Annotated in this window: 8 protein-coding genes; all 8 read left to right on the top strand. The window is 39.1% G+C overall.

The window, feature by feature from the left end; genetic code table 11:
* Nucleotides 1-81 precede the first annotated feature (81 nt).
* The 8 genes from CWB76_RS11680 to CWB76_RS11715 all read left to right on the top strand — a co-directional run bounded on the left by CWB76_RS11680 (nt 82) and on the right by CWB76_RS11715 (nt 12875).
* Nucleotides 82-300, top strand: coding sequence for a hypothetical protein (locus tag CWB76_RS11680; protein ID WP_138607771.1), 219 nt, complete (start codon nt 82-84; stop codon nt 298-300).
* Entirely contained in the window at nt 293-1369 is a 1077-nt protein-coding gene (locus CWB76_RS11685) for an AI-2E family transporter (RefSeq protein ID WP_008113005.1), read from the top strand. Before CWB76_RS11680 ends, CWB76_RS11685 begins: the two co-directional genes overlap by 8 nt.
* 107 nt (nt 1370-1476) lie before the next feature.
* Complete coding sequence (locus CWB76_RS11690) at nt 1477-3732, top strand: aminotransferase class V-fold PLP-dependent enzyme (protein WP_138607772.1); 2256 nt, start codon at nt 1477-1479, stop codon at nt 3730-3732.
* A gap of 310 nt (nt 3733-4042) precedes the next feature.
* Nucleotides 4043-5689: a glucose-6-phosphate isomerase gene (gene pgi, locus CWB76_RS11695; RefSeq protein WP_138607774.1), complete on the top strand. Its 1647-nt coding sequence runs from the start codon at nt 4043-4045 to the stop codon at nt 5687-5689.
* 236 nt (nt 5690-5925) lie between these two features.
* Nucleotides 5926-7398, top strand: a complete 1473-nt coding sequence (gene zwf, locus CWB76_RS11700; protein ID WP_138607776.1) for a glucose-6-phosphate dehydrogenase — start codon at nt 5926-5928, stop codon at nt 7396-7398.
* Between the two features lie 3 nt (nt 7399-7401).
* Entirely contained in the window at nt 7402-8112 is a 711-nt protein-coding gene (gene pgl, locus CWB76_RS11705) for a 6-phosphogluconolactonase (RefSeq protein WP_138607778.1), read from the top strand.
* A 568-nt stretch (nt 8113-8680) separates the two neighbouring features.
* Nucleotides 8681-11278, top strand: a complete 2598-nt coding sequence (locus CWB76_RS11710; protein ID WP_138607780.1) for a TonB-dependent receptor — start codon at nt 8681-8683, stop codon at nt 11276-11278.
* A gap of 76 nt (nt 11279-11354) precedes the next feature.
* Complete coding sequence (locus CWB76_RS11715; protein ID WP_138607782.1) at nt 11355-12875, top strand: tryptophan halogenase family protein; 1521 nt, start codon at nt 11355-11357, stop codon at nt 12873-12875.
* Nucleotides 12876-13022: the final 147 nt, after the last annotated feature.

The raw sequence follows: 13022 nt of genomic DNA on the forward strand, positions 1-13022 counted from the left end.
AAAGTTAAATTTAACTGTGGTTAATCTTAATTAGCCTAGGTATAGGACTTATTATTAATGTGAACAGGTAGTGAAACGAGTATGCTAGAGCTAGATTTGCGCGCTTATAAATGTCCTCAGCAATTTATTCAGTTTAAATTAGGGTTGCGTGAGGCAATATCGTTAAATCAAGCAATTACTTTTAATATCTCAAGCGAGCTAAACACAGATGATATTGAACGATATTTGCAAAAAAAAATGTATTATTACAAGTTAAATAAACAACAAGCGTTGTTATTAGTGGAGCCGTTGCGTGTTTGAATATGTAAAAGCATGGTATGAAAAAAAGTTTTCTGATCCTAATTCAGTAACTTTACTTTTTTTATTATTGGCACTGGTTGCCATGTTGTACTTTTTTGGCCCATTAATTGTGCCTGTGTTAGTGGCGCTGATCATTGCTTATTTACTAGATTGGCCCGTAGTTCACTTGGAGCGATTTGGCTTAAAGCGTTTTACTGCCACTAGCATAGTCATGCTGATATTTATTGGTATTATGCTCACCTTAATATTAGTTATTGGCCCGGTGCTTTGGCAGCAAAGTAGTAACTTAGTGCAAGAAACACCGCATATGGTTGAGCAAGGTAAATCGTTTTTACTCGACCTTCCAGCTAAATATCCCAGCCTAATTAGCGCAGAGCAAGTACAGTCTATTGTGGTAACGGTAGAGACCAAAGTGCTTGAATTTGGCCAAGTGGTGCTGTCGGCATCGCTCAATTCATTAAAAGATGCTGTTGCGTGGTTAATTTATCTTATTTTAGTACCGCTACTGGTGTTTTTTATGCTGAAAGACAAAGTAGAGCTCAGTGCCAGCATTGCTAAACTGATCCCGCGCCAACGACGCTTAATTTTGCAAGTGTGGCATGAAATGAATCAGCAAATAATGAATTATATTCGGGGTAAAGTATTCGAAATTTTAATTATTGGCTCGGTGTCTTTTATTGCCTTTACGGTATTGGATTTACGTTATGCGGCGCTGTTAGGTGTGTTAGTTGGCTTTTCGGTGCTCATTCCATTTGTTGGTGCTGCGCTGGTGACTATACCTGTGGCGGCGGTGGCGCTGTTTCAGTTTGGTTTAGAAACCCAGTTTTGGACCATTTTAATTATTTACGGCATTATTCAAGCGCTTGATGGCAATGTGTTAGTCCCTTTATTGTTCTCTGAAGCGGTTGATTTAAATCCGGTGTTTATTATTGTTGCCGTACTATTTTTTGGTGGGCTGTGGGGCTTTTGGGGGGTGTTTTTTGCTATTCCATTAGCATCATTAGTAAAAGCGCTGATTAAGGCGTGGTCATCCACACATGAAGAACTCGCAGAAGAGCTCGGTAACTAAAAAGTATAGTAAACGCACTTTAATTACTAAAGATTATTACTCATTCCTATTAAAACTATGTACTATTGGGAATAAGGTATATTTTTTAGTAATAAGGTGCGTTTTTAATGTCAGAGTTTTTATTGCCAGATGAACCTAACAGCCAAGTTTATCTTGATGCAAATGCGACCACACCTGTATTGCCTTGTATTGCAGAGGTGGTGTGCCATGCGATGCAAATTTGTTTTGGTAATCCCTCAAGTCCCCATATAACCGGTATTCAAGCCAAACACTTATTAGAACAAACGAGGCAAAAAGCGCGCAGCGTGATTGGTGCGCAGCAGGGCGATATATTATTTACCTCAGGTGCGACCGAAGGTATTCAAACTGCTATCGTATCAACCTTAATTAATGCCAAACAGCACACAAAATCTAAACCGGTTTTATTGTATGGAGCAACTGAGCATAAAGCGGTGCCTAATACATTAAAACATTGGAATGCCGTGCTTGAAATTAATGCTGAAATTATTGCTATTCCGGTTAACCGAGACGGTATTTTAGATTTAGACTTTATTGCTCAGCATATTGATAACACCCTGATGATTTGTACTATGGCTGTTAATAATGAAACCGGTGTATACCAAGATTTAAGTGCTATAGAAAAGGTGATCCGCAGTCGTAATAACGATGTGACTTGGATGGTTGACTGTGTGCAGGCACTGGGTAAACAACAACTCAACTTAAGCAAAACCACGATTGATTATGCGCCATTTTCAGGACATAAGCTCTATGCACCTAAAGGCATCGGATTATTGTATATTCGTAAAGGAAGCCCATACACGCCGTTTATAGCTGGTGGAGGCCAAGAAAGTGGCATGCGTTCAGGTACAGAAAACCTGCCCGGTATTGCTGGGCTTAATAAGCTGTTTAGTTTGCTGCTTGATAAGCAAGACGATACTTTTAAATCAGCTGATGTACTTAATTTGTATCGCGATAAACTGCATAGCGCTTTAGTTGATACTTTTGGAAGTATTACCTTTAATCATGATTTTGCCTGCTCAGTGCCCACAACACTAAACTTTGCAGTTAATGATTTAACCAGTAAAGAAGTTATTGATTTATTTGACGCTGCAGGTATTAGAGTCAGCGGTGGCTCAGCCTGTAGTACGGGCGCAACTCAAAGCTTTGTACTTGATGCGATGGGAGTGTCACAGTGGCAAAGTGAAAATGCGATTCGTTTATCGTTTGGGCCTGCTGCCACTATGGCGCAAATAGACTATGCATGTGAACAAATTCGCGCACTTAAAACAGTGTTACAAGCAAATTGTTTGGTTATTTCTGATAGTAGCTTAGTAGCACAAGAAGTATGTGCCTTGGGGCTTACCCAATTTAGACACCAAGGTGCTTGCAGTTGGTTGTATGTAGCTGATGATCAACAGGCAATTATTATTGACCCAATTATTGAACTGATCCCTCGATTTGAAAAAATAGTGAATACACAAAATTTAACTATTACTGCTATTTTAAACACGCATGAGCACCAAGATCGTCACTGTGCTCTTGATTTAATGCGCAGCGCACTCAAAACAAATTTAGTTGCTGGTGAAGTTGATCAATTAGGCTGGCCTGTTAATTGTGAACAATTGCAACTAACCGAACAAGTACTTGAAAAGCTAGCGACGCCTGGACACAGCCAAGATAGCGTGAGTTATTTATTAAAGGCTAATAACGGCGATGTACAGTACTGTTTTTGTGGTGATTTAATTTTACCTGCGGGGCTTGGTAATACAGTGCTTGATGGGGGAGATGCGATGCAGATGGCAGACTCTTTGACTAAGTTAACTGCAGAGCTTAATCCGCAAAGTGTGGTGTGCTCTGGGCATGATTATCAACAGTGTTTCGCCATGAATTGGGCTGTGCAAAAGCAGCAAACACCTTTATTAAAAGCGCTTATTGAAGGTGATATCAGCCATACTGAATTTGCCATGCAAAAACAACAAGCAGACTCACAACAACACACATTAACAAATTCGCTTTGTGGTTATGTTAATGCAAAGCCTAAAGTCGAAACTTCGCAGCTTAGTTTTAATCAAGCGAAGGAAATGCTCTCACATAACAGTGTATATTTAATTGATACCCGAGAGCCTTATGAGCATGGCGCTAACAATATCAGTGGATTGCTTAATGTGCCTGAGGCTAAAACTTTAAATATTCCTCTAAGCCGAATGGCCTATGCACTTACCCAAGGCCAACTAGATAAAAACAATCAATACATATTGGTGTGTCGCAGTGGAAATCGTTCAAAAATTGCGGCGGCAAACTTAATTGAACTTGGTTATAACCGCGTTTTTAACTTATCGGGTGGTTTAGCATTGACCAGCTAATAGTTTAATAAATGAAAAAGGCCGACATGTGTCGGTCTTTTTTTTGCCTGCTTTAATTGAATATTAATAAAATGTTCATTGTGCAGAGGGGGTGAACAGTTGTTAAATTCAATTTTTAATTTTATGATACCGGTGTCAAAAGCAAAAAATTGCGCTATTATCTGCATCAAAGCTTATAAAAATAACGCAATTTAGACCATTTAAGCTATAATGTTGGGCTTTGCTTTTTACAAAAATCGCTTGTTCAGTGTCGTAAAAAATAAAATAAAATGCTTAAAATCAATAGATTAATTAATTAGGGGATGTTTACATGGCGAGCCGTTCTGAGTTAGTAAGTTGGCAAGCACTAGAAAATAGTGCACAAAAGATGACACAAACACATCTGAAAACTTTATTTGCACAAGACGATTCTCGTTTTTCTCAATTCTCTACTCAAATTCCAGGTGTGTTGTTTGATTACTCAAAACAACGCATAGATGAAAACGTATTTGGTCAATTAATTTCATTAGCGAAAGAATGCGATATTGAAGCATGGCGTGAGAAAATGTTTATCGGTGAAAAAATTAATATCACCGAAGACCGTGCGGTTTTACATACTGCGCTTAGAAATCGCGCTCATACACCGCTTATTGTTGACGGCGAAAATATTACAGAAGCGGTCGATAGCGAACTTGCCAAAATTAAGACCTTTGTTGAAAAAGTGCGAAGTGGTCAATGGCTAGGTTACACCGGAAAAGCGGTAAAAGATGTGGTTAGCATTGGTGTTGGTGGTTCAAACTTAGGGCCGCAAACGGCAACTGAAGCACTTAAAGCAGTGGTTGATAAGCCATTAAACGTTCACTATGTTTCAAACGCAGATGGCGTACAAATTGCGTCAGTATTAGAAAAAGTAGATCCTGAAACCACGTTATTTGTAATTTCGTCAAAGACATTTACTACCTCAGAAACCATGACTAACTCAAAAACAGCGGTTGATTGGTTTTTAGACAGTGCAAAGGATGACAGCGCTATAGCAAAGCATTTTGTTGCAGTAAGCACTAATTTAGAAAAAACTGCTGCATTTGGTATTAGTGACGAAAACGTATTTACAATGTGGGATTGGGTTGGCGGTCGTTTTTCACTTTGGAGTGCCATTGGTTTACCTATTGCACTTTATGCTGGGTTTGAAGCATTTGAGGCCATTTTAGAGGGAGCGTTTGAAGTTGATGAGCACTTTAAATCGGCGCCGCTAGAACAGAATATTCCTTTAATTATGGCGCTACTCAGTGTTTGGAATACCAGCTTTTTAGGGTTTGATTCGCAAGCTATTTTGCCATACGACCAAGCCCTGCATATGTTGCCAGCATATTTGCAACAAGGTGAAATGGAAAGTAATGGTAAATATGTAACCTTTGATGGACAGACAGTGCCATACACTACCGTGCCAATCATTTGGGGTATGACAGGGATAAACGGTCAGCATGCGTTTTATCAATGTTTGCACCAAGGCAATGTAATTGTTCCCGCTGACTTTATTGGCTCTGTAAAGCCTCAGGTTAACGTAGATAAGCATCACGATATTTTATTATCGAACTTTTTTGCACAAACCGAAGCACTAATGAACGGGGTCGATGCACAGCAGATAACGGCTGATTTAACAGCCAAAGGCAAAACGCCTGCACAAATTGAAATGCTGCTAAAGCATAAAATTCACCAAGGAAACCGCCCAACAACGTCTATATTATTAGACACGATTGATGCAAAAGCGGTCGGTCGATTAATTGCACTGTATGAGCACAAGATTTTTTGTCACGGTATTATTTTACAAATATGCTCATTTGATCAGTGGGGCGTAGAACTTGGTAAAGGCTTAGCATCTAAAATTGAAGCTGAATTAACCGATGATAACGTGGTTAATGAGCACGACAGCTCAACACAAGGCTTAATGGCGTACTACAAACAATACCGTACGCAGTAACATATTCACTTATTACACAATAAGTAACCAAATACCTTTGAACGGGTAGCGCTGGAGTCCTAGGGCCTGTATTTTTGTGAGAGGAATTACAGTGTCCCTAGACCCATTTTTAATCGCGCATATAACGAACAACAATTAGTAGGCTTTGTGCTGAGGCCTACATTATCCAGATAATAAACCGCTATAACTGATTACCAATACGGTAGTGGCAGGTAGCATAAACGTAGAGAGTAACTATGCTTAATCCTTTTGATATTATAATTTTTGGGGGCGGTGGTGATCTTGCGTTACGCAAATTACTTCCTGCAATGTATCGAGCATATCAAGAAGGTAACTTACCGCAAGGCTCACGTATTTTGCCTACCGTGCGCGAACAAAGTAAATGCGATGAATACATCGATACTGCACACAAAGCGTTACAAGAATTTTTAAGCGAAGGCGAATATAACGCAAAAGATTGGAAATCGTTCTCAGACTTTTTAGTACCCGTAGTGAGCAATGTCACCGAAGCGGATGATAACTGGGATGTACTGAAAGAAATTCTAGATGAAGATGACAACGATAAATCACGAGTATTTTACTTATCTCTCCCACCTGCTGTTTATGGCACCTGTTGTGAAATATTATCAACGAAAAAACTAATTACTGCGAACTCGCGTGTTGTAGTAGAAAAACCAATTGGTTACTGCGGTGAGTCAGCAGAAGTAATTAATGCGAAAATTGCACAGTACTTTAACGAAGAACAAATTTTCCGTATTGACCACTATTTAGGTAAAGAAACGGTGCAAAACTTAATGGCACTGCGTTTTTCAAATTCATTATTTGAGAACATGTGGGATGCTAAATCGATTGATAATATTCAAATTAGCTTGTCAGAAACAGTAGGACTTGAAAGCCGTGCAGGTTTTTATGACAAAGCCGGTGCTTTACGTGACATGGTGCAAAACCACTTGTTACAACTACTTTGTCTAGTGGCTATGGAGTCACCACATAAGTTAAATGCTAACAGCATCCGTAACGAAAAATTAAAAGTATTAGAAGCTTTACGTCCACTTGAAGGTACGGATGTAGATAATCATATTATTCGTGGTCAGTACGTACCCGGTGATTTAAACGGTAAAATAGTTCCAGGTTACCTTGAAGAGCTAAACGAAGGAGCGAGTAAAACCGAAACTTTCGTGGCTATTCGTGCGCATATTGATAACTGGCGCTGGGCAGGCGTGCCTTTTTATCTGCGCACCGGTAAACGAATGGCGAAGCGCTGCGCTGAAATTGTAGTGCAATATAAAAAAGTATCGCATAACGTGTATGAAGACAGCGTAGGCAATATTGAACCAAATCGTTTGGTTATTCGTTTACAGCCTCAAGAGAGTATTCAATTAACGCTGATGTCAAAGCGTCTTGATAACTTAGATATGCAACTTGAACCTGTAACGATGAATATTGAATTGTCACAAGCGTATAGTAATGGTTTCCATTCAGATGCTTATAAACGTTTAATGCTTGATGCAGCCGCTAATAATCCTTCGTTATTTATTCACCGCGACGAAGTACGCCAAGCTTGGAAGTGGATTGATCCAATTATTGAACGTTGGCAAGAAAAGGGTAAACCTTCATTGTACCGAGCGGGTAGTTGGGGTCCTGAAGACGCTGATGATTTATTAGCAGAGAATAACCATGTTTGGTTTAACACCGGTGATAAGGCATAAGTAATGGCAAAAATAGTAGAAAAGTTTTTTGACGATAAAGCCGCTTTAACTGATGAATTATCTCAGTCATTAGAGCAGGCCTTACGTAATGGGATTGAAGCTGATGGCCGTGCAGTGCTAATGGTTTCAGGCGGATCTTCACCTGAACCTGCGTACAAGCATTTATCAACCCTTGATTTAAACTGGGCTCATGTTGATGTTGCTATGGTTGATGAACGTTGGGTTGAGGCAAGTCACGAAAAGAGTAATGAAGCATTCATTAAGCGTACTTTGCTACAAAACCATGGGGCAGCGGCTAATTTTATTAGCATGAAAAATGCAGCAGCCACTGCAGAGCAAGGTGTTGATTCGTGTGAAGCGCAGTTTCAAGCATTAAAGCGCCCGTTTGATGTTACTATTTTAGGGATGGGCCCTGATGGACATACTGCTTCGTTATTTCCACATGCTCAAGGGCTGGAAAACGGCTTAGATTCAAACCAACTTGTGTGCGCCATTAACGCAATTGAGAGTGATGTAACAGGGAGTATTACCGAGCGCATGAGCTTAACGCTAAATGCAATTTCACAATCTAAAGTAGTTAAATTACTCATTAGTGGCGATGAAAAGCTGGCTGTGTATAAGCAAGCTTTAGCGGGTGGTAATGTGAATGATATGCCGTTACGTGCAGTACTAAATCATCCTGAGATCAACATTGAAGTGTATTGGGCACCTTAATTCAGTCTAAACTATGTGCTTTAAAACCACGTTAATTGATGGTTTAATGAAAGGTCAGTCGCTTTTGCTACAGGCCTTTTTTATTGCGACATGTTTTAGTCGTTAATCAATCAATAACAAAGTGCTGTAAAGATTTGAAGTTTAAAATCCTCCTTAATCTAAGTATCTTTTTAATGCTCTTATATTTTTAAAAGTCACTAATTAAACTTATATTTATCAATAAAAACAGTAGGTTAGTTTTGGTTCGGCGCGGAGTTATATAACCCATTAATCTCATCTGCTATTCGCAATCTCTCTTATTTTAAATACATTAAGTATAAACACGTCATTATTTACATACCTAGTATAGAGAGTAATTCTTGGGCGAACTCTGCTTTTTTATGAAATAATTAATCAATTTAAAATCAATGGCTTAATAATAATTAAGTTAAATTTCATACAAAAAGAGCGGAAAAATGTAGCAAAATTGTAATTTAGCATGTATGGTTTGTTACTACTATGACAGCGCTGTCATGGCGGTTAGGCAAAATGATAAACAAAACCAATAAAATGATTCGAGGGGAATCCTGTGTTAGCTAAAAATTTTAAAAAAAGCTTATTAGCAGTAAATATCGGCTTAGTTGTGGGAGCTGGGTTTACTGGTGCTGCATTCGCAGCCGATGAAGTTAAAGTTCAAAATGATGTTGAGGTTATTGAAGTACGCGGTATTCGTGGCTCTTTAGAAGCATCATTAAATACTAAGCGCTTTTCAGATTCTGTGGTAGACGCGTTATCATCTGAAGATGTCGGTAAGTTTCCTGACAGCGATGTAGGCGAAGCATTAGGTCGTATTTCTGGTGTTGCTGTAAATAGAGCATTTGGCCAAGGTCAACAAGTATCTATCCGCGGTGCATCAGCGCAACTAACTCGTACATTACTAAATGGCCATTCTGTGGCTTCAACTGGCTGGTACGATCAACAAAACATTGATCGTAGTTTTAACTATACATTATTGCCGCCTGAGATGGTTGGTAGTATCGAAGTATACAAATCATCACAAGCAGATATTGTTGAAGGTGGCATTGGTGGTACGGTTATCGTTAATACTCGCAAACCATTAGATTTAGATTCAAATACAGTATTTGCAAGCATTAAAGGTGATTACGGTTCAATATCAGAAGAGATTGATCCAGAGATTTCTGGCCTTTATAGCTGGAAAAATGATGATGAAACCTTTGGTGCGCTTGTGTCAGCAGCATTCTCAGAAACTAATTATCAGCGTAACGGTATTGAATCGCTAGTTGGTTGGGGTGACATTGTTCCTTCAACATTCCAACAAGAGCGAGAGCGTACAGCTATTAATGCAACATTCCAATACAGACCCAGTGATGAGTTAGAAATTGGTTTAAATATCATGAGTCTAGATTTGTCGGCAGATAATGCAAATACGTCGTTATTTGTTATGTTTCCAGATGACAAAGATGCAGCGTGTGAGCAAGTCAATGTAGATGGTACATGTACTTTTTATCGTCGTTCTGGTAACGGTGCCAACCCTGGTTGGGCTCAAACTTGGGCTCGTGCGGGTTCAATGACGTCAGAAACTGTTGATTTAGACTTTAAGTATGTAGGCGAAAGTTTTGAGGTTGAAGGCCGAATTGGTAACACGCAATCAGATGGCGGTACAGATTTAACAGCTAACTATGGTTTTTGGTTAGGTACTGCAGCAGATTACGCGGGTACCTATGATGCAACTGGCGATGAAATAAAAATTGATGTTGCGAATAAATCTTTCACACCCGATGACTTTCAAGGTGAATTATCATCTGCGGGCTGGGCACTCAAAAAGCAGCCAAATACGGATGAAGAAACCTATGCACAGCTTGATTTTACTTTCCCTGTAGATTTTGGTGCTATCACATCAATTAAAACAGGCTTTCGTTGGGCTGATCACGAAGTAAAACAAGAAACGTACACGGCAAACTTAGTTGACTCTATTTCAGCTTATGATGCCTCACGATATTATTCGGGTACAGTGACATCAGGTGCTGGTTACGTGTTACCAGAGCCTAATTTAGGACAAATGATCAGTGATGGCTATGCAGCAATTACAAGCTTCGATAAAACCTCAATTGCATACAAGTCTGGTTACGGTACGATCCAAGAAGAAAATATTTCTTTGTACGCGATGGCTAATTTCTCAGCAGAGGGCATTCGTGGTAACTTCGGTATTCGCTATGTGTCAACCGATGCGGAGTCTGATTACTATGCCCTAGACGCTACGGGTAGTTATGGCAATGGTTTAAGCACAGAGAAAGCAGATTATAATGAAGTGTTACCAAGTGTAAATGTTGCATTTGATTTAACCGAAGACGTTATTTTACGTTTCTCTGCGGCGCAAGTTATTTCGCGTGCTAACTACACTGACATGTTTGCTGCATCATCACTATCAGGTTATGAAGATGGCACTGTAGGAAATGAAGTTATTTCTACCGGTAATATCGGCCTTGAACCATTTAAAGCAACACAGTCAGACTTAGGTGTTGAATACTACTTTGATGGCGACGGCATGGTAAGTGCGACTTACTTTATTAAGAATATTTCATCATTTACCAAAGTTGATCAAATCCTTAATCAAAGTATTGGGATCGTTGACCCTGATTCAGGCGTAGATAACTGGACAGTGGCTACCAAAGGCACAGGTTCAGGTGGTGAAATTCAAGGTATTGAACTTCAAATCCAAGATGGTTTTGATAGTGGCTTTGGTTATCAAGCAAATTATACGTGGGTTGACTCAGAAGCACCTGCAGAAAACTTCCCAGACCGTATCGAGTTATTTTCAGATTCATCTGAACATACAGTGAATTTGGTAGGTTACTATGAAGCTGATAACTACAGTGTTCGTTTAGCGTATAACTGGCGTTCAGAGTATATGGTTCGTGAAGCACCTTATTTCTACGGTAACCGTGAACACCAAGACTACGGTACACTTGATTTAACTGCAAACTACGCTGTAACTGACTACTTAGACCTAACGTTTGAAGCTGTTAATATAACAGAAGAAGATAGTATTCAGGTAGGTACAGCAACAGGTGATGCAGAAGTTAAACCTGAGCTTCGTAATGGCTATCCAGCGTGGAGTTTTGAAGGTGAAGCACGCTATAGAGTGGGTATTGCTCTTCGTTTCTAACTCGGTTTAGATGACAAAATGAAAGCCCAGTTAATACTGGGCTTTTTTATGAGCTAATCAATAAAGTGGTTTAACTATGATAAGAAAAATAGCAATTGTTGGTGGGGGGACAGCCGGTTGGTTAGCAGCCAATCATTTAGGTCACTCATTATTAGAAACAAATACTGAAATTACATTGATAGAGTCTCCGACAATTCCCACCATTGGGGTAGGAGAGGGAACGGTGCCTTCAATTCGTAATTCGCTTCAAAAGTTTGGTATTCGTGAAACTGATTTTATTCGTGAGTGTGATGTAACCTTTAAGCAATCTATTAAATTTGTAAATTGGTTAGATAAAACGAAGCATGGTGAAAATTACTATCATCATTTATTCGATCATCCACATATATTTGGCGAAGAAATGACTCAACAATGGCTAGCTGGTGAATCACAAAACCGTTATGCCAATGCGGTGTCTAAGCAAGAAATTTGCTGTGAAGAAAAATATGCGCCAAAAACAATATCTACTCCAGAGTATGTCGGAATTAATGGTTACGCCTATCATTTTGATGCTAAAAAATTTGCTGCGTTTTTAATGAAGCATGCCCAAGATGCGTTTGCTATTAAGCATTTATATGCTGACATTATAGATATTGCCATTGACGATGATGGCTTTATTAGTCACTTAATAGATAGCAATAATAAACATCTAGCTTATGACTTTATTATTGATTGTTCCGGATTTAGCGCTGCCATTATTGGTGAAAAATTAAATGTTGATTTTATAGAACGCTCTGATGAATTACTTACAGACACAGCACTTACATTGCAAGTACCCACCTCATTAGATGATGAAATCCCTCCTTATACTATTGCCACAGCGCACCAAGCTGGCTGGATATGGGATATAGCACTTACCAAACGTCGTGGTGTTGGTTTTGTTTATTCGTCTAAACACATGGATGAAGAGCAAGCGGTAAAAAAGTTACATCATTATCTTGGTAATAAATTTACCGATTTACAGCCACGTAAAATTCCTATGAAGATAGGACGTAGAGAATTATTTTGGCATAAAAATTGTGTTGCTATTGGTTTATCTCAGGGTTTTGTAGAGCCTCTTGAGGCGACAGCTATTTTGATAACCGATTTCTCAGCAGGTTTATTATCAAAGCGTTTTCCTCGGTATAAGGCAGATATAGAGCATATAGCACCTGACTTTAATAAGCATGTCGCGCATGTCTGGGAAAGTACCTTTGATTTTATTAAAATGCATTATTGTATTTCAGATAGAAGTGACTCTTTGTTTTGGCAGGATAATCGCAGGGCGTCAGGGGTTTCAAGTAAGCTTACAAGTAATTTAGCGCGATGGAAAAGCTTTGCGCCATTGCGAGAAGACTTCAGCAGTAAGTTTGATTTATTTGATTTAGAAAATTATCTTTACGTGCTTTATGGTATGAATTTTTTACCTCGCAAAAAAGCTGTGACTGAGCAAGTGACAGCTCTAGCTGATAAGCAATGTACTTTTAAAAACAAACGGATAAAACAGTTATTAGCAGAATTGCCAAAACACAGAGAGCTTATTAATAAAATACATCAGTTCGGCTTACAAAAAAATTAAAATTGATGCGCCATTAAAAACTAACATTTAGATTATTGGGCTGTTGTCTAGGGTCTGTTGATCTTTCAAGGTTAAATTTACAGCAGTCTGTTTGGTATTTAGGCAAGGCAGAGCCTATGTGTTGTGGTTATTCCCCAGAAATAGGGG

The sequence above is a fragment of the Pseudoalteromonas sp. S1609 genome (assembly GCF_005887255.1).
In the GTDB taxonomy this organism is placed as follows: Bacteria; Pseudomonadota; Gammaproteobacteria; order Enterobacterales; family Alteromonadaceae; genus Pseudoalteromonas.

Bases quoted from the DNA above. Each gene is read 5' to 3' on its own strand.
- pgi (WP_138607774.1), top strand. From the start codon at position 4,043: ATGGCGAGCCGTTCTGAGTTAGTAAGTTGGCAAGCACTAGAAAATAGT.
- CWB76_RS11715 (WP_138607782.1), top strand. From the start codon at position 11,355: ATGATAAGAAAAATAGCAATTGTTGGTGGGGGGACAGCCGGTTGGTTA.
- zwf (WP_138607776.1), top strand. From the start codon at position 5,926: ATGCTTAATCCTTTTGATATTATAATTTTTGGGGGCGGTGGTGATCTT.
- CWB76_RS11680 (WP_138607771.1), top strand. From the start codon at position 82: ATGCTAGAGCTAGATTTGCGCGCTTATAAATGTCCTCAGCAATTTATT.
- pgl (WP_138607778.1), top strand. From the start codon at position 7,402: ATGGCAAAAATAGTAGAAAAGTTTTTTGACGATAAAGCCGCTTTAACT.
- CWB76_RS11690 (WP_138607772.1), top strand. From the start codon at position 1,477: ATGTCAGAGTTTTTATTGCCAGATGAACCTAACAGCCAAGTTTATCTT.